This is a genomic window from Cryobacterium sp. RTC2.1 (assembly GCF_035018685.1).
Taxonomy (GTDB): Bacteria; Actinomycetota; Actinomycetes; order Actinomycetales; family Microbacteriaceae; genus Cryobacterium; species Cryobacterium glucosi.
Genome location: NZ_JASJXJ010000019.1, coordinates 1 through 22,387, shown reverse-complemented (window position 1 = coordinate 22,387; position 22,387 = coordinate 1). Strand labels below are relative to the sequence as shown.

General features: G+C 69.9%; 17 protein-coding genes and 1 pseudogene. 8 read left to right on the top strand and 10 right to left on the bottom strand.

Annotation, left to right across the window (positions count from 1 at the left end; genetic code table 11):
- Positions 1–96: 96 nt before the first annotated feature.
- From ndk to ileS, 4 genes are read right to left on the bottom strand one after another with little or no spacing between them, the layout of a single operon-like run.
- Complete coding sequence (gene ndk, locus QN357_RS04365; protein ID WP_134447922.1) at positions 97–519, bottom strand: nucleoside-diphosphate kinase; 423 nt, start codon at positions 517–519, stop codon at positions 97–99.
- Complete coding sequence (locus QN357_RS04360; RefSeq protein ID WP_134559793.1) at positions 516–875, bottom strand: DUF4233 domain-containing protein; 360 nt, start codon at positions 873–875, stop codon at positions 516–518. Before QN357_RS04360 ends, ndk begins: the two co-directional genes overlap by 4 nt.
- Positions 872–2,257: a bifunctional folylpolyglutamate synthase/dihydrofolate synthase gene (locus tag QN357_RS04355; protein WP_241985048.1), complete on the bottom strand. Its 1,386-nt coding sequence runs from the start codon at positions 2,255–2,257 to the stop codon at positions 872–874. The genes QN357_RS04360 and QN357_RS04355 overlap by 4 nt, the downstream gene beginning before the upstream one ends.
- Complete coding sequence (ileS, locus tag QN357_RS04350) at positions 2,250–5,744, bottom strand: isoleucine--tRNA ligase (RefSeq protein ID WP_134559883.1); 3,495 nt, start codon at positions 5,742–5,744, stop codon at positions 2,250–2,252. Before ileS ends, QN357_RS04355 begins: the two co-directional genes overlap by 8 nt.
- Before the next feature lie 329 nt (positions 5,745–6,073).
- On the opposite strand from ileS, the gene QN357_RS04345 reads away from it, so the two are divergent.
- The 7 genes and pseudogenes from QN357_RS04345 to QN357_RS04315 all read left to right on the top strand — a co-directional run bounded on the left by QN357_RS04345 (position 6,074) and on the right by QN357_RS04315 (position 13,460).
- Positions 6,074–7,726: an ABC transporter substrate-binding protein gene (locus QN357_RS04345; protein WP_134561189.1), complete on the top strand. Its 1,653-nt coding sequence runs from the start codon at positions 6,074–6,076 to the stop codon at positions 7,724–7,726.
- 77 nt (positions 7,727–7,803) lie between these two features.
- Positions 7,804–8,715, top strand: coding sequence for an ABC transporter permease (locus QN357_RS04340; RefSeq protein WP_134448106.1), 912 nt, complete (start codon positions 7,804–7,806; stop codon positions 8,713–8,715).
- Positions 8,712–9,608 carry an ABC transporter permease gene (locus QN357_RS04335; RefSeq protein ID WP_134447916.1) on the top strand — a complete coding sequence of 299 codons (897 nt, stop codon included), beginning with the start codon at positions 8,712–8,714 and terminating at the stop codon, positions 9,606–9,608. The genes QN357_RS04340 and QN357_RS04335 overlap by 4 nt, the downstream gene beginning before the upstream one ends.
- Positions 9,605–10,165: pseudogene (locus QN357_RS04330) on the top strand (ATP-binding cassette domain-containing protein); the annotation flags it as partial. The gene QN357_RS04335 and the pseudogene QN357_RS04330, both read left to right, overlap by 4 nt.
- A gap of 157 nt (positions 10,166–10,322) precedes the next feature.
- Complete coding sequence (gene valS / locus QN357_RS04325) at positions 10,323–12,728, top strand: valine--tRNA ligase (RefSeq protein ID WP_323504594.1); 2,406 nt, start codon at positions 10,323–10,325, stop codon at positions 12,726–12,728.
- A gap of 10 nt (positions 12,729–12,738) precedes the next feature.
- Positions 12,739–13,185 (top strand): GNAT family N-acetyltransferase, encoded by a 447-nt coding sequence (locus tag QN357_RS04320; protein ID WP_134447910.1) that lies wholly within the window; start codon positions 12,739–12,741, stop codon positions 13,183–13,185.
- A gap of 11 nt (positions 13,186–13,196) precedes the next feature.
- A complete protein-coding gene (locus QN357_RS04315; protein WP_241985047.1) occupies positions 13,197–13,460 on the top strand; it encodes a hypothetical protein in 264 nt (87 codons plus the stop codon).
- A gap of 20 nt (positions 13,461–13,480) precedes the next feature.
- Here QN357_RS04315 and QN357_RS04310 read toward each other — a convergent pair whose 3' ends face one another.
- The 5 genes from QN357_RS04310 to QN357_RS04290 all read right to left on the bottom strand — a co-directional run bounded on the left by QN357_RS04310 (position 13,481) and on the right by QN357_RS04290 (position 19,111).
- Positions 13,481–14,707, bottom strand: coding sequence for an MFS transporter (locus tag QN357_RS04310; protein ID WP_323504593.1), 1,227 nt, complete (start codon positions 14,705–14,707; stop codon positions 13,481–13,483).
- Positions 14,708–14,764: 57 nt separating this feature from the next.
- Positions 14,765–15,328: a dihydrofolate reductase family protein gene (locus QN357_RS04305; protein WP_134447906.1), complete on the bottom strand. Its 564-nt coding sequence runs from the start codon at positions 15,326–15,328 to the stop codon at positions 14,765–14,767.
- An 84-nt stretch (positions 15,329–15,412) separates the two neighbouring features.
- Complete coding sequence (locus QN357_RS04300) at positions 15,413–16,699, bottom strand: thiolase family protein (protein ID WP_322135736.1); 1,287 nt, start codon at positions 16,697–16,699, stop codon at positions 15,413–15,415.
- On the bottom strand, positions 16,680–18,176 hold the full coding sequence (locus tag QN357_RS04295; RefSeq protein ID WP_322140834.1) for a class I adenylate-forming enzyme family protein: 1,497 nt from the start codon (positions 18,174–18,176) through the stop codon (positions 16,680–16,682). The genes QN357_RS04300 and QN357_RS04295 overlap by 20 nt, the downstream gene beginning before the upstream one ends.
- Positions 18,177–18,220: 44 nt before the next feature.
- Positions 18,221–19,111, bottom strand: coding sequence for a methyltransferase domain-containing protein (locus QN357_RS04290; RefSeq protein ID WP_322140835.1), 891 nt, complete (start codon positions 19,109–19,111; stop codon positions 18,221–18,223).
- Positions 19,112–19,248: 137 nt separating this feature from the next.
- On the opposite strand from QN357_RS04290, the gene QN357_RS04285 reads away from it, so the two are divergent.
- Complete coding sequence (locus QN357_RS04285; RefSeq protein ID WP_322135735.1) at positions 19,249–21,315, top strand: M3 family metallopeptidase; 2,067 nt, start codon at positions 19,249–19,251, stop codon at positions 21,313–21,315.
- A 30-nt stretch (positions 21,316–21,345) separates the two neighbouring features.
- On the opposite strand, the gene QN357_RS04280 is transcribed toward QN357_RS04285, so the two are convergent.
- Complete coding sequence (locus QN357_RS04280; protein ID WP_322135734.1) at positions 21,346–22,368, bottom strand: 1-aminocyclopropane-1-carboxylate deaminase; 1,023 nt, start codon at positions 22,366–22,368, stop codon at positions 21,346–21,348.
- Between the last annotated feature and the right edge of the window lie 19 nt (positions 22,369–22,387).

The window sequence follows — 22,387 nt, the reverse complement described above, 5'->3', positions numbered from 1 at the left end:
GGCGGATGCCGACCGTCGCCTTAACCGCAGAGTGTCGCCGTTCCTCCGCCTGGTTTCGGCGGGGACGGCGACACTCGGCGCGACGGGGCTGCGGTTCTAGTCGAACCAGAGCGCCAGTTCGCGGGACGCGGACTCTGGCGAGTCTGAACCGTGCACGAGGTTCTGCTGGACCTTGGAACCCCAGTCGCGGCCGAGGTCGCCGCGGATCGTGCCGGGTGCTGCGGTCGTGGGATCGGTCGTGCCCGCGAGGGAGCGGAAGCCCTCGATGACGCGTTCGCCGGCGATGCGGATCGCGAGGATCGGCCCGCTCTCCATGAACTCGACGAGGGGCTCGAAGAAGGGCTTGCCCGCGTGCTCCGCGTAGTGCTCGGCGAGAAGCGAACGGTCGGCCTGCACGAGCTTGATGTCGACGAGGGAGTATCCCTTCTGCTCGATGCGTCGCAGGATCTCTCCGGAGAGGTTGCGTGCGACGCCGTCGGGCTTCACCAGGACGAGGGTTTCTTGGACCGGGGTACTCATGAGTTCTCCTTGTTGTTGTCTAGTCTCGAGCCGGTGACCATGCAGTATGCCCACATGCCGGTGAACAGTGCGCCGACGATGAACATGGCCGGGTTGACGAACCCGGTCAGGACGATGATGGCCTGGACGATCCAGCCGATCGCGTATGACCAGTTGTAGCGGAGCAGGCCGATCGTCGCGACCATGACGAGGCAGAGCAGTGCTCCCCCGCCGAGGGCGAGCCAGGCCGGCAGCGAGCCGAGCCCGAAGAGCAGCAGCGCCGCGAGGAACACGATGATCGTCTCGAAGCCGAGCACGATCGACGCGAGCGACTCACGCACAGAACGGTTCCGCCGCGAACGCGGGGCGTCGGTCATTTCTTGAGCCACTCCCTGGCTACGGCGAGCGACAGGGCCTCGCCGACCAGGGTGATCGAACCGGTGACGATCACGCCGCGACGTGGGGCGTCTGCGGCCCAGGTCCTCGCGGCGTCGAGGGCGTCGGCGACGTCGTCGAAGCGGCTGACGGCATCCTCGTCCGTTCCGGCCGCGACGATGTCGGCGAGGTCGTCGACGGGGATCGCCCGGTCGGACTGGGACTGGGTGACGTGGAACCGGGTCACGACGGGAGCGAGCGCCGCGACGATGCCCGCTGCGTCCTTGTCGGCGAGGATCCCGATCACGGCGACGACCTCATCGAAGTGGAAGTAGGTGCCGAGTGCCTCGGCGAGGGCGCCGGCCCCGTGCGGGTTGTGCGCGGCATCCACGAGCACGGTCGGTTCGATGCCGATCAGCTGCAGCCGCCCGGGTGAGGTCGCGGTCGCGAGCCCCTCCGTGAGGATGTCGTGGTCGAGCGGGCGGGTGCCCGCGCCGAGGAAGGACTCGACGGCGGCGATCGCGACGGCAGCGTTGTGCGCCTGGTGGGTGCCGTACATCGGCAGGAACAGGTCGGGGTATGTCGCGGCGAGGCCGCGCACCGTGATGAGCTGCCCGCCGACGCCGACCTGGCTGTCGAGCAGGGCGAACTCTTCCCCCTCGCTCGCGAGGGTCGATTCGGTCAGTTCGACGGCGCGTTCCAGTTCGGCCTGCACGGTCTCGGCCTGCCGGGCGCTGATGACGGATGCCGCAGGCTTGATGATCCCTGCCTTGGTGCGGGCGATCTCCGCGACGGTGCTTCCGAGCCGCTTGGTGTGATCGAGCGCGACCGGGGTGACGACGGCGACGAGGCCGTCGGCCACGTTCGTGGAGTCCCATTCGCCGCCCATGCCGACCTCGATCACGGCGACATCGACGGGAGCGTCCGCGAAGCAGGCGAAGGCGAGCACGGTGAGGGCTTCGAAGAAAGTGAGCGGCTCCTCGTTCTTCGCACCGAGCTCGGCGTCCACCATCGCGAGGTACGGCTGGATGTCCTCCCAGTTCGCGGCGAGGGCGCGGTCGCTGATCGGTTCCCCGTCGATCACGATCCGTTCGTTGAGGCGGACCAGGTGCGGGCTCGTCATCATGCCGGTGCGCAGTCCGTACGCGCGCAGGATGCTCTCGGTGATCCGGCTCGTGCTGGTCTTCCCGTTGGTGCCCGTGATGTGGATCACCGGGTAGGTGGCCTGCGGGTCGCCGAGCAGTTCGACGACCCGCCGGGTCGGGGCGAGCCGCGGTCGTGGAGCGGCTTCGCCGACCCGGTCGAGGAGGGCTGCGAAGACGGCCTCTCCCGCGTCGCGGTACTCGTCGTCTTCGGGCAGGTTCTGGTCCATCGAATCAGACATTCACGATTCCGTTCTCTCGGGCGACGGCGACGAGCACCGGCCCGCGGTTGGCGTAGTGGCCGGCCTCGAAGCGCACGTAGTGCTCGACGGGGGCCCCCGCGAGCTGTTCCAGCCACTCGGAGGGCACCGTGCCCGCGAGGATGGCCGGGTCGACCTCGGTCGGGGCGTGCGCGGCGAAGCGCACGGTGAGCGTTTCCGCGGCCACGTCGACTCCCGGCGCGAGGCGCAGGGTGTCGAGGTCGGCCTGGTCGAAGAAGACGAGGTCGAGGCGGATCCGGTCCGCGACGAAGAATCCGGCCGACTTGCGGGTGTCCTGCACGGCGCGGATCAGGTCGCGGGCGAAGCCCTCGGCCTCGAGCTCCGGCGTGGTCACGGTGTCGAGCAGCACGAAGCCGCCGCCCTGGAGCAGCGCGAGGGCGGGTCCGGTCTGCTCGACGGCCGCGGATGCCGCGTCGGCGTTGCTCGCCCCTGTGCCAGCCTGCAGCACGAGTTCGTATTCGCCGGCCTCGAGCGCGATGCCGCCTGCGGTCACGATCCCGTCGGTTTCGCTCCAGTCGCCGCTGCGCGCGGCCTTGATCGCGGCCTGCACCTGCTTGCCGAGCCGGGGCCCGGCCGCGCGGGCGTTGACGGTGAGCCGGGAGGTGATGCCGTAGTTCGCCGCGCTGTCCTCGGCGAGTTCGACGAGGTTCACGCTCTTCACGTTGAGCTCGTCGCGCAGGATCGCCTCGAACGGGGCGAGTGCCGCCGTTCCGGTCGTGACGACGGTGAGCTGCGCGAGCGGCAGCCGCACGCGCAGGCCCGCCTGCTTGCGCAGCGAGAGCACGGTGGAGCTGATCGTGCGGATCTGGTCCATCGCGGTGACGAGCCCGTGGTCCGACGGGAAGAGGCCGGCGTCCGGCCAGTCCGTCAGGTGCACGCTGCGGCCAGCGGTCAATCCCTGCCAGATCCGCTCGGTGACGAGCGGCAGAAGCGGCGCGGCGACCCGGCAGACCGTCTCGAGCACGGTGTACAGGGTGTCGAAGGCTTCCGTGGCCGTACCGCCGGCGACGGCGCCGGTCCAGAAGCGGTCCCGGGAGCGCCGCACGTACCAGTTGGTCAGCACGTCGGCGAAGTCGCGGAGCCGGGCGGTCGCCTGGGTCGAGTCGAGCGCCTCGAGGTCGCTCGTGACGTCGACGATGAGGTCGCGGGTCTTCGCGAGCAGGTACCGGTCGAGCACGTCGGTCGAGTCGGTGCGCCAGACGGCGTCGTAGCCGTTCTCCCCCGAGGCGTTGGCGTAGAGCGAGAAGAAGTACCAGGTGCTCCAGAGCGGCAGCATCACCTGGCGGGTGGCCTCCCGGATGCCCTCCTCCGTGACGATGAGGTTGCCGCCGCGCAGTACGGATGAGCTCATCAGGAACCAGCGCATCGCGTCGCTTCCATCGCGGTCGAAGACCTCGAAGACGTCGGGGTAGTTGCGCAGCGACTTCGACATCTTCTGGCCGTCGTTGCCGAGCACGATGCCGTGGCTCACGACGTTGGTGAACGCCGGCCGGTCGAAGAGAGCGGTCGAGAGCACGTGCAGCAGGTAGAACCAGCCGCGGGTCTGGCCGATGTACTCGACGATGAAGTCGGCGGGGTTGTGGGTGTCGAACCAGTCGCGGTTCTCGAAGGGGTAGTGCACGGCCGCGAACGGCATCGACCCGGAGTCGAACCAGACGTCGAGCACGTCGGTGATCCGGCGCATCGTGGAAGCCCCGGTGGGGTCGTCCGGGTTCGGCCGGGTGAGCTCGTCGATGTACGGGCGGTGCAGGTCGGTCGGGCGCACCCCGAAGTCGGCTTCGAGCTCGTCGAGCGAGCCGTAGACATCCGTGCGGGGGTAGTTCGGGTCGTCGCTCTTCCAGACCGGGATCGGCGAGCCCCAGTACCGGTTGCGGCTGATCGACCAGTCGCGGGCGTTGCCGATCCACTTGCCGAACTGGCCGTCCTTGACGTTCTCCGGCACCCAGGTGACGTCCTGGTTGAGTTCGACCATGCGGTCGCGGAACTCGGTGACGCGCACGAACCAGCTCGACACCGCCTTGTAGATCAGCGGGTTGCGGCAGCGCCAGCAGTGCGGGTACGAGTGCTCGTAGCTGGCCTGGCGCAGCAGCCGGCCCTCGGCCTTGAGCATCTGGGTGAGCGGCTTGTTCGCGTCTGACCACAGCAGGCCGGCGACCTCCGGCACGTCGGAGAGGAACTTGCCGCCCTCGTCGAGGGAGATGATCACGGGGATACCGGCGGCCTCGCAGGCCTTCTGGTCCTCTTCGCCGTACGCGGGCGCCTGGTGCACGATGCCGGTGCCGTCTGCGGTCGTGACGTAGTCGGCGAGCAGGATCGTCCAGGCCTTCTGGGTGTTCCAGACGGATGCGTCGGCGTAGTAGTCGAAGAGACGGTCGTATGCGACACCCTCGAGTTCGCGTCCCGTGACCGTGCGCGCAACGGCCGCGGAGGCCTCCTCAGGCGTGTCGTAGCCGAGGTCCTTGGCGTAGTTGCCGACGAGGTCGATCGCGATCAGGTACTCGGCGCCGAGGACGGACACGTCCACGCGGGCGTCGTCGCTGCCGGTGACCGACTCCTCGCGGAGCACGGTCGCGTCTGGCGTGCCGTTCGGACCGGCCGGGACGACGGCGTAGACGATGTCCGGCCCGACGGCGAGGGCGAGGTTGGTCGGCAGGGTCCAGGGGGTCGTCGTCCACGCGAGGGCGCGCACCGCGGTGAGGCCGAGGGCTTCCGCCTTCGTGCCCACGAGCGGGAACGTCACGGTGACGGTCTGGTCCTGGCGCATCTTGTAGACGTCGGCATCCATGCCGAGCTCGTGGTTGGAGAGCGGCGTCTGGTCGCGCCAGCAGTACGGAAGCACCCGGTAGCCCTCGTAGGCGAGGCCCTTGTCGTGCAGGGTCTTGAACGCCCAGATCACGGATTCCATGAAGGTGATGTCGAGGGTCTTGTAGTCGTTCTCGAAGTCGACCCAGCGGGCCTGGCGGTTGACGTAGCGCTGCCAGTCGTCGGTGTACTTGAGCACGGAGTCGCGGGCGACCTTGTTGAAGGCGGCGATGCCGAGCTTCTCGATGTCGGCCTTGTCGGTGATTCCGAGCTGCCGTTCGGCCTCGAGCTCGGCGGGGAGGCCGTGGGTGTCCCAGCCGAAGCGGCGGTGCACGAGCTTGCCGCGCATGGTCTGGAAGCGCGGGAACAGGTCCTTCGCGTAACCGGTGAGGAGGTGCCCGTAGTGCGGCACGCCGTTCGCGAAGGGCGGGCCGTCGTAGAAGACCCACTCCGGCGCATCCGCCCGGTTGTCGATCGACGCCTGGAAGGTGCCGTCGGCCGCCCAGTACGCGAGCACCTCTGTCTCGATCGCCGGGAAGTTCGGCGAGGGCACGATGGGGGCGGATGCGGCGAGCGCGGCCTGCTCGGGTGCTGCGGCCTGGTCGTCTGCTGCGGGGAAGGGCGGGGCTTTGGGGTACACGTGCATCTCCTGGACAAAAGGGGCCGACAGGCCCTGTTCCACGAGGACGCCGACTCCGGGAAGACTCGACGCGGTACCACCTCGCTTGCCGTCTTCGTGCTGTGACGACCGCTTGTTCAGAGGCTGTGACGGGCCCGACCCGTTCGGTTCTACCAGGGGTCCGCCTTTCGACGGTTCCCGTTCTTCCGAAGACTCACCGGTGATGGCCGGATCACTGTCATGCGAGCGCAATTCTATCCCGTCGGAGCGATACTTACGGGAATTTCAGGCCGGACGGTGATGTTTTACGATGGGACCCGGCCCGGCCCCGCTACGCCGAGAGAGATTCCTTCCCCATGCCCCCTCTGGTTCACCACTCCCGCGTGCCGCGTTCGCTCGTCGCCGTCGCCACCCTCGCCCTGCTCCTGACCGGGTGTTCCGCATCCCCGCAGGCCACGGAGAGCACCGCTCCCGTCTCCGGCGGCACGCTCAACTACGCCTCCGGCGATGCCGAACCGACGTGCCTCGACCCGCACGTCGGCGGCAACTATCCGCAGGCCCTCGTCGGCACCCAGTTCCTGGAGTCGCTCGTCTCCCGCGACAGCGCGGGCACGATCATCCCGTGGCTCGCGTCGAGCTGGTCGCAGAGCGCCGACGGCCTCGCCTGGGACTTCACCCTCCGCGAGAACGTGACCTTCACCGACGGGACGCCCTTCGACGCGGCGGCCGTGCAGGCGAACATCGCGCACGTGCAGGACCCGAAGACGGGATCGTCGACCGGGTACCTCGCCGTGCGGAAGGTGGTGTCGACATCCGTCGTCTCCCCCACCGTGGTGCGCCTGACCCTGAGCGAACCAGACAGTGCCCTGCTCGAGTCACTCAGCCAGCCGTGGCTCGCGATGGAGTCGCCGACGGCGCTCGCCCGCAGCCAGGACGAGAACTGCGCGGCCCCGGTCGGGACCGGTCCGTTCACGGTCGCCTCCTGGGTCAAGCAGGACGCGATCACCCTCGTCAGGAACGACGCGTACACCTCCCCGCCTGCCGACGCCGCCCACACCGGGCCCGCCTACCTCGACTCCATCGTCTGGCGGTTCATCCCCGACTCGGCCTCCCGCTACGCCGCCCTGCAGTCCGGCGCCGTCGACGTGATCGACAACGCCCAGCCGGACACCATCGTGCAGGCCGGGAAGAGCAGCACCATCCGCCACCTCGACGCGCCCCGGCCTGGCGCATCCAACCGGATCGAGCTGAACTCGGGCAGGGCCCCGTTCAACGACCCGCTCGTGCGCGAGGCCTTCGTCCGTGCCTCCGACGTCGACTCCGCGGTTGCGAGCCTGTTCCAGGGCACGGCGACCCGCTCGTTCTCGGCGCTCTCGAGCATCGAGCCGCTCGGGGTGTCCCGGCCGGACCTGTTCGGCTACGACCCCGAGGCCGCCGCCACCCTTCTCGACGAGGCCGGCTGGACCGGTCGGGACTCCGACGGGTACCGCACGAAGGGCGGCGTGCGCCTGTCCGTCGTCTTCCCGGTGAGCACCAACCAGTCGATCCCGGCGGAGCAGTCCCTGTTCGAGCAGCTGCAGGCGACCGCGAAGGCCGTGGGCTTCGACGTGGTGCTCTCGCCGCTCGACCTGTCGGCCTGGTACACCGCCCTCGGTTCGAACTCCTATGATGCGGTGAGCGCGCCGTACACGAAGGTGGGCCCCGACGTGCTCCGCACCCTCTTCGACTCGGCCGGCATCGTGCCGGCCCCGAGCGGGTACTTCGCCAACCACGCCCAGGTCAACGACCCCGAGGTCGACGCCTGGCTGACCGAGGCCTCCCAGACGGCGGATGCACCCAAGCGCGCCGCACTGTACGCCCAGGCGCAGAACCGTGTCCTCGAGGGCTTCTACGTGCTGCCGCTGTACGACCAGCAGAACCATTACCTGCTCTCCTCCGTCGTCTCGGGCACCCGGGCGATGCCGACGGTGTCGACGCCCACGTTCTACGACGCGTGGCTGAACCGGTAACCGGAGCCCACCCGGCCGGCCTCTCCCGGCCGGCCGTACTGCGGCGCGCCCTGCCGCGTCGAGCCCTGCTGCGAGCGATGGCCCGGCTCGGCGGGGCCGTCCTCGTGCTCTGGCTCGTCGCGACCGTCACCTTCTTCGCGATGCGGCTCGTCCCCGGCGACCCGGCGGAGGCCGTGCTCGGCGGACCGGGATCGCAGACCTCGCCGGAAGCGCTCGCGGCGGTGCGGGCCCAGTACGGCCTCGACCAGCCGCTCCCTGTGCAGTACGTCGCCGAGCTCGGCCGCCTCGTCACGGGCGACCTCGGCCGTTCGTACGCGCTCCGCGTCCCCGTCGCGCCGCTCCTGCTCGGGCAGCTCGGTGGCACCCTGCTTCTCGCCGTGCTCTCCCTGCTGCTCGCGTGGCTGTTCGCGATCGGCCTCGCCCTGTTCTCCACCCGCGCAGGCCGTTGGGGGCGGATGCTCGGTTCCGGCCTCGAAATCGGCGCGGCCGCCCTGCCGCACTTCTGGCTCGCGAGCGCGCTCATCGTGGTGTTCAGCAGCTGGCTCGGCGTGCTGCCGCCGGTCAGCACCCCAGGCCCTGCCGGACTCGTGCTGCCCGTGCTGACCCTCGCCATCCCGCTCGCCGGTTTCCTCGGCCAGCTCATGCGGGAGTCGATGCTCACGGCGCTCGAAGCCCCGTTCGTCGTCTCCGCGCGGGCCAGGGGGGAAAGTGAGGGCGGCATCCGCCGGGTGCACGTGCTGCGGCACGCGAGCCTGCCCGGGATCAGCCTCTCCGGCTGGGCGTTCGGTTCGCTGATCAGCGGGGCCGTCGTCGTCGAGACGATCTTCGCCAGGCCGGGACTCGGCCGCACCCTGCTGAACGCCGTCACGGTGCGGGACGTGCCTGTCGTGATCGGTGTCGTGCTGTTCGTCGCCGCCGCTTACATCCTGATGACCCTTCTGACCGATGTCGCCCAGCGGATCGCCGACCCGAGGCTGCGGCGCGCATGAGCGACCTCGAGATCCAGGCCGGCCTCGCCGGGGCTGCGGCGCGGCGCCAGACGGGAAGGGGCCTCGGCACGAGGTTCGGCACGCGGTTCGGCGGTCGGGTCGGCCTCACCGAGGTCCTCGCCGCCGGTTTTGTGCTGTTCCTGCTCCTTGCCGCCTTCGCACCCGGCCTCGTGGCGCCGGGAGACCCGCTCGCGATCGACCCGCGCGCGGCGTTCCAGCCCCCCTCGTCGGCGCACTGGTTCGGCACGGACGAATCCGGGCGCGACGTCTACACCCGGGTCAGCCACGGCACCGGGGGCTCGCTCCAGATCGGCGTGGCGGCGACACTGATCGGCCTCGGCCTCGGGGCCGTGCTCGGGATCATCGCCGGCATGCTCGGTTCGATCGTGGACTTCACCGTGAACCGACTGCTCGAGGTCATGTTCGCGTTCCCCGGCCTGTTGCTCGCCCTGCTGTTCATCATGGTCTTCGGGCCGGGGCCGGCGACGGCGACCCTCGCCGTCGGTCTCGCGACCGCGCCCGGCTACGCACGCATCATCCGCGCCCAGCTCGTCTCCGTGCGATCCTCGGCCTTCGTCGAGGCCGCGACCGTTCTCGGTCGCAGCCGCACCCGGATCCTCGTGCGGCACATCCTCCCGAACACGCTCGCACCGCTCCTCGTGCTCGGTACCCTGGGCATCGGCCAGGCCATCATCTGGGCGGCGGCGCTCAGCTACCTCGGCCTCGGCGCCAAACCGCCCGCCGCGGAATGGGGCGCGATGCTCTCGGCCGGGCGCACCTACCTGAACACCGCCGTCTGGATGAGTTTCTTCCCCGGACTCTTCGTCGTGCTCACCGCGATCTCCGCGACCGTTCTCGGGCGCGCGATCGAGCGACGGCTGAGGCACGCGTGACGGGGGCGCGGGCGGATGCCGGCGCGCCGGCCCTGCTGGTCCGCGGGCTGAGCGTCGGTTTCGGAAGTAAACCCGGACGGGATCCCCTTGTCGACGACGTGTCGTTGGAGGTCGCTCCCGGGGAATGCCTCGCGATCGTCGGCGAATCCGGTTCGGGGAAGAGCCTCACGGCGCGCAGCCTGCTCGGCCTGGCCGGGACCGGATCGTGGCTGCACGCCGACGAGCTGAGCGTCGGCGGGACATCCGTGCTCGGTCTGAGCGAGAACGCCTGGCGGCGGAGGCGCGGCAGGGACGTGGGACTCGTGCTCCAGGACGCGCTCGTGTCGCTCGACCCGCTGCGGCCGATCGGGCGCGAGATCGGTGACACCCTGCGGCTGCACACGAACCTCTCTGCGGCCGCGCGGGCTCGCCGGGTGCTCGAGCTCCTCGCCGAGGTCGGGCTTCCCGACGGCGAGCTCCGGGCCCGCCAGCGTTCCGGTGAACTCTCCGGCGGCCAGCGCCAACGCGCCCTGATCGCATCGGCGATCGCGCTGCGGCCGCCCCTGCTCATCGCCGACGAACCGACGACGGCCCTCGACGTGACCGTGCAGGCCAGGATCCTCGACCTGTTCGAGGCTCTGCTGCACGCCGGGACGGCCCTCGTGCTGATCAGCCACGACCTCGCCGTCGTCAGCCGGATCGCCGACCGCGTCCGGCTCACTGCACATCGGCCACGTGTTTTCGTACACGCACACCGACGTCGTCGCCCGCTTCCAGCGGATGCGCGGCCGCGACGTGTTCTACCCGATGGGCTGGGACGACAACGGCCTGCCGACCGAACGCCGGGTGCAGAACTACTACGGCGTGCGCTGCGACCCGTCGCTGCCGTATGCCCCCGACTTCACCGCGCCCTTCGAGGGCGGCGACGGCAAGAGCACCAAGGCCGCCGACCAGGTCCCGATCAGCCGCCGCAACTTCATCGAACTCTGTGAACGCCTCACCCTCGAAGACGAGAAGCAGTTCGAAGCGCTCTGGCGCGACCTCGGCCTGAGCGTCGACTGGACCCAGACCTACCGCACGATCGGTTCGCACTCGATCGCATCCTCCCAGCTCGCCTTCCTCGGCAACGTCGCCCGCGGCGAGGCCTACCAGGCCATGGCGCCGACCCTCTGGGACGTCACCTTCCGCACGGCCGTCGCGCAGGCCGAGCTCGAGGACAAGGACATGCCCGCCGCGTACCACCGGGTCTCCTTCCGCAAGCCCGACGGTTCCACGATCGAGATCGAGACCACCCGGCCCGAGTTGCTGCCGGCCTGCGTGGCCCTCGTCGCGCATCCGGACGACGAGCGCTACAAGCACCTCTTCGGCACGACCGTGCGCACCCCGCTCTTCGACGTCGAAGTTCCTATCCTCGCCCACCACCTCGCCCAGAAGGACAAGGGCAGCGGCATCGCGATGATCTGCACCTTCGGCGACGTGACCGACGTGGTCTGGTGGCGGGAGCTCGACCTGCCGAACCGCGCGATCATGGGCTTCGACGGCCGCATCATCGCCGAGGCGCCCGAGGTCATCACGAGCGAAGCCGGAATCGCCGCGTATGCCGAGCTCGCCGGAAAGACCGTTTTCTCGGCCAAGCAGGCCGTCGTCGCCCTTCTCACGGCGAGCGGCGACATGATCGGCGAACCGAAGCCGATCGTGCACCCGGTCAAGTTCTTCGAGAAGGGCGACAAGCCCCTCGAGATCGTGTCGACCCGCCAGTGGTACATCCGTAACGGAGCGCGCGACGAGGCACTCCGGTCCCGCCTGCTCTCGCACGGCGCCGACCTGCAGTGGCACCCCGAATTCATGAAGGTCCGCTACGACAACTGGGTCAACGGCCTCACCGGCGACTGGCTCGTCTCCCGCCAGCGCTTCTTCGGAGTTCCGCTTCCGGTCTGGTACCCGCTGGATGCCGACGCGAACCCGGTCTTCGACCAGCCGATCGTCGCCACCCGCGACCAGCTCCCGGTCGACCCCTCTTCCGACACCGCGCCGGGGTACGCAAGCACCCAGCGCGGCCAGGCCGGCGGTTTCGTCGGCGAGGTCGACGTGATGGATACCTGGGCGACGTCCTCGCTCACCCCGCAGCTCGCCGGCGGCTGGGAGCGCGACCCACAGCTCTTCGACCTCGTCTACCCGTACTCGCTCCGCCCGCAGGGCCAGGACATCATCCGCACCTGGCTGTTCTCCACCCTGCTCCGCGCCGAACTCGAGGACGGCCGGTCCCCGTGGAAGCACGCGGCCCTGTCCGGGTTCATCGTCGACCCCGACCGCAAGAAGATGTCGAAGTCCAAGGGCAACGTCGTCACCCCCGCCGACATGCTCGTGCAGCACGGTTCGGATGCCGTGCGCTACTGGGCCGCCTCCTCGCGCCTCGGCACCGACGCGGCCTTCGACCCCAAGAACCCGACGCAGATCAAGATCGGCCGTCGCCTCGCGATCAAGATCCTGAACGCGTCGAAGTTCATCCTCGGCTTCGACGGGGCAGCGGACGCCGCGATCACCGAGCCCCTCGACCGCAGCATGATCGCCCGCCTCACGAGTGTCGTCGCCCAGGCGACGACCGCGTTCGACAGCTACGACCACGCCCGCGCCCTCGAGGTCACCGAGAGCTTCTTCTGGACGTTCTGCGACGACTACCTCGAGCTCGTCAAGGAACGCGCGTACGGCGAAGCCGGCGCCGGGCAGGCCTCGGCCGTCGCGGCGCTCCGCACCGCACTGTCGACCCTGCTCCGTCTGTTCGCCCCGTTCGTGCCGTTCGCGACCGAAGAGGCGTGGTCCTGGTCCAACGAGGGATCCGTGCACCGGGCCGCCTGGCCCATCGCGGCAGACCTCGCCGCAGGTTCAGGGGGGAACCCCGCACTGCTCGAGCTGTCCAGTCGCGCGCTCACCGGCATCCGGCGCGGAAAGACGGATGCGAAAGCGTCCCAGAAAACCGACGTCGCATCTGCTGTAATTAGCGGTACGGCTGCAGAGGTTGCCCTGCTCGCGCAGGCTGCCGCAGATCTGCAGGCTGTCGGCCGGATCTCGGAATTGGTTTTTGTCGAAGGCGGCGAGTTGGCAGTCACGGAAATCGTGCTCGCCACGGTGTCGGAGAGTTAGGGAGAACCAGATGGCTATTCACGTACGAGCATTGGGCGACAAGGACTTTTTCGCCTGGCTGGGCCTCTTCGAGGGCTACAGCGAGTTCTACAAGAGCGAACTGACCGATGAGAAGGCCCTCCGCGTCTGGAGCTGGATCATCGATCGGAACCACGTGCTGAACGGCGCGGTCGCAGTCAGTGACGACGGCGACTTCGTGGGCTTCGCGCACTACCGGGAGGTGCCGAACACGCTCAGCGCCACCCGCGGTCTCTTCATCGACGACCTGTTCGTCGTGCCGGAGCACCGTACGGGCGGCGTCGGCCGTTCGCTGATCGAGTTCGCCAAGGACTACGCGGCCGAGCACAAGCTCACGACCGTGCAGTGGATCACCGCCGCGGACAACGAGACCGCCCAGCGTCTCTACGACGACGTCGGCACCCGCACCGACTGGGTCACCTACGAGATCGAGCTCTGAGCCCGTTGCAGGTGGGAACCCGCTGGTCGTTCGGCGGCACGGCGCCGTCCGGTCTGCCCGAGGTCGTCCTCCTCGCGGTCAGCACGGTCGAGCAGGACCTCACTGTCGCCCCGAAGGACGGTACGGATTCGTGGCGTTGGACGCTGACCTGGCTCGAGGCCAAGCCGGTGATCGAGCTCGATGACGGCACCGTCATCCGCTACAACGCGGTCGACGACAGCGCAACGATCACGCAGCCCTCGATCGAGGTCGAGGACGACGAGGACTGGATCTAGACCCGGAGGTCCCGCGGGTATCAGTCGCGCGGGATCACCGGTTCCGTCGCGCCCGGCCGGTCCGGTCCCGCCGAGAGGGCGAGACGGATCATCGCGGCGGCGCCCAGGATGGGACCGGGCACCAGGACCAGCAGGGCGTACTGCCAGCCCACGAGTCCGGCGAGCACCGGGACGACCTGGATCGTGACGACTGTGATCAGGAAGCCGATGGCCGTCTGGACGGTCAATGCCGTGCCCACGTGGCGCGGATCGGCGGACTCGCTGAGCGAAGTGGAGAAGACGCCGGAATCGGCGATGACGGATGCGCCCCACACCGCCAGGACGATGACGAGGGTCACCGGCGCCGCAGTGAAGAACAGCGGAGAGGCGAGGGCACAGCTGCCGCTGACGATCAGGGCTCCGGCACCCGCAGTACCGCGACCGTATCGGTCGGCCGCCCACCCGCCCAGCAGGGCGCCGGACGCACCGGCCACCCCGATCACGAGAAAGATGACGAGTGTGTCCCAGGCCGCAACGGACTCTCCCGCCGCCGACCGGCCGGCGCGAACGAAGGCGGGCAGCCAGGTCCAGAGCGCGAACAACTCCCACATGTGGCCGAAGTAGCCGAAATTGGCCAGGCGAGAACGTCTGTCCCTGAACATGTCCACGGCGTACCGCGGGTTGATCGGGGCGCTCCCGGACGAACCGTGCGGGCCCGACCGGATCAGGAGCGCCGCAACGACCGCGGCGACGGCGGCGAGAACCGCGGAGACGTTCATCACGTCCCGCCACGCCAGATCGGGCAGTCCGCGGACGAGGTGCGGCAGTGCTGAGCCGAGGGTCAGGGCCGCGATCATCAGGCCGAAGGCCCGCCCCCTGGCCAGGGACGGCGCCCAGGACGCCGTGAGTTTCATCCCGACCGGGTACACGCCCGCCAGCAGTGCACCGGTCAGGAAGCGCGGGAGGAGCGCCGTCGCGAGGTCCGTCGCCGTCGCGGTGAACGCGAGAATGCACCCGGCGGTGCCCAGCGCGCACCCAGCCATCAACAGCTGGGGCGGTATCCGGTCCGCCGCGTTCAGGACCGCGGACAGGACGGCGCCGACCACGAAACCGAGCTGCACGGATGCCGTCAGCCAGACCGCGTCGACCGTCGAGATATTCCACTCCAGCCTGAGCGCAGGAACGACCGCGGACGCGGAGAACCAGGCGGACATGGCCAGGACCTGGACAAGCGCGATCAGCAGCCGCTGGCGCTTCTGCCGGGTCACGACCGGTCGCCCGCCCCCGGATCCCGGCGGCAGGGGCCGGGCCGCCGGGCCCGCGGATCAGGCCTGCGGCACGACATACCGCAGGTACACCATTCCGTTTCGGAACCGTCGTTCACCCCGGAGCTCGAGCGGCATCCTCAGGTGCTCCGGCAGGAACCGGGTGCCGCCGCCGACGATGATCGGCGTCACGAAACGGTGGATCTCATCGACAACGCCCGCCTTGAGCGCGTGCGCGGCGAGCCCAGGACCGCCGATGGACACGCTCAGCCTGCTGTCCGCGACGAGGCTGCGTACCTCGGCGGCGTCGAAGGAGCGCTCGATGCGCGTCCGCGTCGTCGTGACCGCCGCAAGGTTGTGCGAGTAGACGACCTTTTCGGCGGCCTGCCAGATATCGGTGTACTCCCGCACCACGTCGGGCGGATCGACGAGTTCTCTCGCGGTCTCCCAGAACGCCATCGTCTCGTACATCCTGCGTCCGTACAGGTAGGTGCCGATCTTGCGTTCGAGGGCGTTGATGAAGGCGTGCACCTCCTCGTCGGGTGTCGCCCAGTCGAAATCACCGGCTGCATCCGCTGTGTACCCGTCGAGCGACGTGATGCCCGAGTAGATCAGCCTGGCCATGTGTCCTCCCGTCGCCCCTGCGTCTGCAGCTTCATACTGGCCTGCCCTGTCGCCCAGCGGAAGAGCCCTGAGACGAACGAACCCCTAGCCGGGCGCGCCCTCCCAACGGAAGAGCGCCGCGAGCCCGAGACCGCCCGCGATGCTGACCATGGCGAGGGCGTGCGCCCCCTTCGGGGCATCCGCCCCCTTCGGGGAATCCGCCCCCTCGACACCGTCGGCGCGGGACTGTGCCAGAAGCCGCAGCACGATCAGGGCACCGGATGCGCCGAACGGGTGCCCGAGGGCGAGCGCGCCGCCCTGCCGGTTGGCTCTGTCCTCCGGCACGTCGATCAGGTCGAGGGAGGCGAGCACCTGGGCCGCGAAGGCTTCGACGATCTCGACACGAGCGAGGGCCTCGGCAGGGATGCCCGTGCGCGCGAGCAGGGACCTGCCTGCCTCGCCGCCGCCGGCACCGAGCAGGTTGGGGTCGGTTCCGGCCGGGACGGCGTCGACGAAGGTGAGGAAGCCGGGGCTGCCCGTTCCGGCCTGGAATGAGCCGCTCGCCAGGAGGTCCCTCGCGCGGGCCCTGCTCGTGACGAGCACGACCACGGCGCCGTCGGCGTCTGCGCAGGAATTGCCGGCCGTGACCGTTCCGCCCGGGCGGAAGGCCGCTGGGAAGCGGCGGAGCAGGGCAGCGTCGAGCTTCGGGCGGGGGCCTTCGTCGGCCGTGACGCGTGCGCCCATCCCGTCGATGCCGGCGATCCCGACGATCTCTGCCTCGAACGCTCCCGCACCCGCGGCGGCGACGGCGAGACGGTGGCTGCGGGCGGCGAAGGCGTCCTGGCGTTCCCTGCCGATTCCGAAGTGCGCGGCCACGTTCTCGGCGGCGACGCCCATGTCGGGGTCGCCGACCGAATCCGGCGCGAACCGGACGCGATCGAAGAAGTCCGGCTCCCCCGGCGCCGAACTCACGCGGTGCGCGCGGAGGGGCGCGGTGCTGCAGCTCTCGACACCGCCGGCCAGGTAGAGGCTGCCGGCGCCCGCGGCGACGAGGCGGCAGGCGAGCACGATCGCCTCCAGCCCGGACCCGCACTGCCGGTCGACGGTCAGGCCTGGCACGCTCACCGGGAATCCGGCCTCGAGCAGCGCGAGGCGGGCGAGGTTCCCGCCGCCGCCCGTGGCGTTCCCGATGATCACGTCGTCGATGTGCGCGGGATCGAGGCCGAGGTCGGCGACGACCGCGGAGAGCACGGGGGCGAGCAGCCGGTCGGCGGTGATCAGGGACAGGGCTCCGCCGCTTCGCCCGAAGGCCGTGCGACGACCCCAGAGGATGACGGGCTCGCGGTCGGCGGCAGGAGCCGAGGCGGTGTGCTCAGTCGAGGCGCTCGACACGGGGGTCTCCTTCGGTGATCCAGTCGGCAAGCAGGCGCCGGCTGACCTTGCCCGCCCGGGTGACGGGCAGGTCCGTGATCCGGTAATAGGCGCGCGGGCGTTTCGGCGGGGCGAGGCCGGTCGCGGCCGTCCGCAGGTCGGCGAGGGTGAACGCCCCAGCGCCGGGGTCGGGTGCTTCGAGGAGCGCGGCGACGAGCAGCGTACCGCGCCGGGCATCCGCGAGGCCGGTCACGACGACCTGTGCTCCGGCCCCGCCTGCAGCGGAGCCGCCGAGGCCGGTGAGGAGGGTCGCCTCGACCTCCTGCGGGTAGACGTTGTGACCGGAGGTGACGATCATGTCGGCCCGGCGGCCCTCGAAGTGCAGTTCGCCGGCGTCGTCGAGATGGCCCTGGTCGCCGACCGTGCACCACTCGCCGGTCTGGTCAGCAGCGACGCGGGCAAACGCCGTGCCGTCGTCGCCCCAGGCGTAGCCTGCGCTGACCAGGCGGCTGCGCACGACGATGGTCCCGGTGGCTCCGGGGGCGGATGCCCGGCCCGCGTCATCGAGGACGCGCACGTCGACGCCGGGGAACGGCCGGCCGACGGCCGTCGGCGACTCGGTCCGGTCCTCACCGGGGCGGAGTCGCCTGGCGGTGACGAAGCTCAGTTCCGCGGCGCCGTAATAGTCGAACACCGTGGCTCGGGGCGCCCAGTTCCGGACACTCGCGAGAGTGGCGGCGTCGAGCCGGGCGCCCGCGCTGACGATCGCGGTGAGCGCGCCTCCGTCCACGCCGGCGATCAAACCCCGCTCGGCGAGCATTCGGAGCGCGGTCGGGACGGCGACGATGCGGGTCACGCCGGCGTGTGCCACGGAGTCGAGGGCATCGCCGACGTCGAAGTGCGGCAGGGTGTGGAACGCAGCCCCCGCGTAGAGGGTCTCGGCGAGGGCGTAGAGCGTCAGGCTCGCCGACAGCGGTCCGGGGGCGAGGACCCGGTCGTCGGCGCGGAGGTCGAACAAGGCGGAACTCGCTGCGAAGGCCCGCTGCCAGGAGTCCCTGCCGCGGGTGAAAGCCTTGGGCAGCGCGGTGGTGCCCGAGGTGAAGCCGTAGAGGAAGACCGAATCCGCTGGCCCGTCGCGGAGGCCGGCTGGCGCCGGTGGCGTCGTCGGCGCCCGCGATGAAGACGCCGGTAGCGGCGTCGAGCCGGCCTCGCGCAGCATCCGCTCGATCGCCGTGCGCTGCAGGGCCGGCCAGTCCGGGTCGAGCACAGCGACGGTGCCCACGCCCGCGACCGCGGCGACGAAGTCCACGACGAAGTCGAGACCGTTCGGCAGGCAGAGCACGGTCGGGCCGCCGGACGACTCCCCCGCCAGTTCGCGGGCGCGGCGGCTCGACCGGCCCTGGAGTTCGGCGTAGCTGAGCCGGTCCGCACCGATCGTGACGGCGTTCGCGTCCGGCTGCAGAGCGGCCCAGTGCTGGAGGCGGTCGAGGAAGGGCACGGTCGAGTCTACTTTTCCTGAGGTCCCCTGCTCGGTGACAAAAGCTACTTGACCGCGATGATCTCGCCGTGCGGCATGCCGAACCAGCCATCGGGGTCGCCTGCCCACTGCCGCCAGGCTGCGGCCATGGCGCGCAGGTCGGTGAGGTCGGCGGTCCCGGATTCGATCGCGTGCGCGGCGAAATCGGACTCGGTCGCGCGCAGGGCCCAGGATTCCCCCCACCAGTCGCGCTCGGCATCCGTGGCGAAGCACCAGATGGACGCACTGCTCGTCACCGCGTCGAAGCCGGCGAGCCTGGCCCAGGCCTTGAGTGCGCGGCCGGCGTCTGGATCACCTCCGTTCCAGTAGTGCACCGCACGGTAGGCGGTCATCCAGGACTGGAGGCCGGGGAGCTTGGGGTACCAGGCCACGCCGCCGTAGTCGACATCGCGGGCGGCGAGGATGCCGCCCGGTTTCAGCACGCGGCGGAGTTCCCTCAGGGCGGCGACCGGGTTGGCCAGGTGCTGAAGCACCTGGTGCGCGTGCACGAGGTCGAAGCTGTCGTCCGCGAAGTCGAGGGCATAGACATCGCCGACCCGGAAGGTGACGTTGGGCACACCCTCGTCGACGGCGAGCCCGGCCGCCTGGGCGACGATCGCAGCGGAGGCGTCGACGCCGGTGACCGTGCCCGGAGAAACCCGGCGCGCGAGGTCGACCGTGATCGTGCCAGGCCCGCAGCCGACATCGAGGACCCTCAGCCCCGGCGTAAGGTGCGGGATCAGGTACGCGGCCGAGTTCAGGACGGTACGCCAGGTGTGCGAGCGGAGCACGCTCTCGTGGTGCCCGTGCGTATAGGTGTCGCGGATCGCCTCGCCGTGCGGGGCGATCTCGACGCGGTCGGCGTCCCTGTTTTCCGGCTGGGAGTGTGCGGGCTCGCGTGTTTGCTCGGCGGTCATGCTGACAGCCTAGGACCTGTACCGAATTCAGGAGTCGGGATCCCGGAGGACACCGCTCGCCGGCATCCGCCGCACTGATCCGGGCTCCGGCACCCCACTGCCGGTCGTACTCCTGAATTCGGAACTAGGTTTAAGGCATGGACCAGCACAACCCCTTCGCCCCGCCGAGCACGCTCCCGTTCCAACTCCCGCCGTATGCCGCCATTCGCGACGAGCACTACCGGCCCGCGTTCCTCGAAGGCATGGCCGAGCAGCTCGCCGAGGTCGAAACGATCTGTTCCGACCCCGCGGAGCCGTCCGTCGCGAACACCCTGCTGGCGCTTGAACGGAGCGGCCAGTTGCTCGACCGGGTCGCCGCGGTGTTCTTCAACCGGAGCTCCTCAGACTCCAGCCCGTTCACGATCGCCCTGGAGGAGGAGCTCGCTCCCCTGCTCGCGGCCCACTCCGACGCGATCCGGCTGCGCCCCGAGCTCTTCGCGCGCATCGCGGCCCTGCACGCGCGCGCAGACGAGCTCGGGCTCGACCCGGAGACCCGGTACCTCCTCGAGCGGTATTTCACCCAGTTCACCCTCGCCGGCGCCGGGCTGTCCGACGCAGACAAGGCACTGCTCCGCGACTTCAACACGCGGCTCTCCGTCGCCACAACCCGGTTCGAGAAGAACCTTCTCGCCGACACCAACGACCTCGCCCTCGTCGTCGACGACGCTTCGGAGCTCGACGGTCTCTCTGCCGGCCAGCTCTCCGCCGCGGCCCAGGCCGCAACCGACCGTGGCATGCCCGGCCGTTTCGTGATCACCCTCGTGCTCTTCACCGGCCACCCCTACCTCGCGCTGCTCACCAACCGGGGCGTGCGCGAACGGTTGCTCGCCGCCTCGCGTGCCAGGGGCATCCGTGGCGGAGAGCACGACAACCGCGCCCTCGTGCTGTCGATCACCCGCCTCCGCGCCGAACGCGCCCGCCTGCTCGGCTTCGCGACCCACGCGGCCGCGGTCACGGCCGACGAGACCGCCAGGACGCCCGCCGCCGTCGGGGACCTGCTGCACCGGCTCGCGGTTCCGGCCGCCCGCAACGCGCGCGCCGAGCAGGCCGAACTGCAGGCCCTCGTCGACGCCGACGTCGCTGCGGGGATCCTCGCCGAGGGCTTCGACATCGCCGCCTGGGACTGGGCGTTCTACTCCGAGCGGATGCGCCGGGCCAGGTACGACGTCGACACGGCCGCCCTGCGCCCCTGGTTCGAGTTCGAGAGCGTGCTGCGCGACGGCGTCTTCTACGCCGCCCAGCGCCTCTACGGGGTGACCTTCACCGAACGTGCCTCGCTCGCCGCGTGGCACCCCGATGCGCGGGTGTTCGAAGTGTGCGAGGAGGACGGCTCCCCCGTCGGCCTGTACATCCTCGACGTGTACACCCGGGATTCCAAGCGCGGCGGGGCGTGGATGAACGCCCTCGTCTCGCAGTCGGATCTGCTCGGCACGCCCGTGATCGTCTGCAACAACCTCAATGTGCCGCAGCCGGCCGCCGGGGAGGCCACGCTGCTGAGCCTCGACGAGGTCACCACGCTCTTCCACGAGTTCGGGCACGCCCTCCACGGGCTTTTCGCACGGGTCACCTACCCGAAATTCGCCGGGACGAACGTGTACCGGGACTTCGTCGAGTTCCCGAGCCAGGTCAACGAGATGTGGCGCTTCGACCCGGAGGTGCTCGCGAACTATGCGCTCCACCGGGAGACCGGCGAGCCGCTGCCCCCGGAGGTCGTCGCGGGCATCCACGCGTCTGCGACCTTCAACGAGGGCTTCGCGACGAGCGAATACCTCGCCGCCGCACTGCTCGACCAGGCCTGGCACGGCATCGAAGCGGATGCCGGCACCGAGATCACCGATGTCGCCGCCTTCGAGGCCGCCTGTCTCACCGCCGCCGGCCTCGACAACCCCGCCGTGCCGACCCGGTACGCGAGCACCTATTTCGCGCACACCTTCTCCGGCGGGTACGACGCGGGCTACTACTCGTACATCTGGAGCGAGGTGCAGGACGCGGACACCGGCGCCTGGTTCGCCGAGCACGGCGGCCTGACCAGGGAGAACGGTGAGCGGTTCCGGGAACGCCTGCTCGCTCGCGGGGGCGGCATCGACCCGCTCGAGGCGTACCGGGACTTCAGGGGGCGCGATGCGATCATCCAGCCGCTGCTCGACCGGCGCGGCCTGAACTAGCCGCGCCGACCTCCCTGTCCCGGCAGAGACTCAGTGATACAGCGCGCTGTATGAGTTGATCGCCGGCTGGCCGCCGAGGTGGGCGTAGAGGACGTTGCCGTCCCTGGCAATGTCGCCCGTCGTGACGAGGTCGATCAGTCCGGCCATCGACTTTCCCTCGTAGACGGGGTCGATGATGACGCCCTCGAGGCTCGCCGTGAGCCGGATGGCGGCATTCGTCGACTCCACCGGTATCCCGTAGAAGTTCCCCGCCCAGCCTTCGAGCACGGTGATCTCGTCGTCGGTGATGGGACGCCCCACGCCGATCAGTTCCGCCGTGTTGCGCGCGATGCGGGCGACCTGGTCGCGAGTGGCCTCGATCGTGGCGGATGCGTCGATCCCGAGCACGCGCCGCTTGCGACCCCCGAAGTTCGCCTCGAGGTCGGCGAATCCGGCGATCATGCCCGCGTGGGTCGACCCGGTGACGCTGCAGACCACGATCGTGTCGAAGAACACACCGAGCTCTTTCTCCTGGGCGGCCACTTCGTGGGCCCAGTTCGCGAAGCCGAGTCCGCCCAATCGGTGGTCGGAGGCACCAGCCGGGATCGGATACGGGATTCCACCCGCGGCCACGACGTCGGCGATGGCCTGCGTCCACGAGTCCTTGAAGCCGATTCCGAAGCCCTCGGATGAGATGCGCACGTCGGCGCCGGTGAGCCGGGAGAGCAGGATGTTGCCCACCCGGTCGTTGACGCTGTCCGGCCAGTCCACCCACTGCTCCTGCACCAGAACAGCCTTCAGGCCGAGGTGGGCGGCGACCGCGGCGACCTGCCTGGTGTGGTTGGACTGGATGCCGCCGATGGAGACGAGGGTGTCCGCACCCTGGGCAAGGGCCTCCGGAATCAGGTACTCCAGCTTCCGGGTCTTGTTACCGCCGAAAGCGAGGCCGCTGTTCACGTCCTCACGCTTGGCCCAGACACGGGCGCCACCGAGGTGGGTGCTGAGCCGGTCGAGCGGGTGAATGGGGCTCGGGCCGAAGGTGAGCGGGTGACGGGGAAAATCGCGCAGTGCCATGGGGTCCTTTGGATCGGGG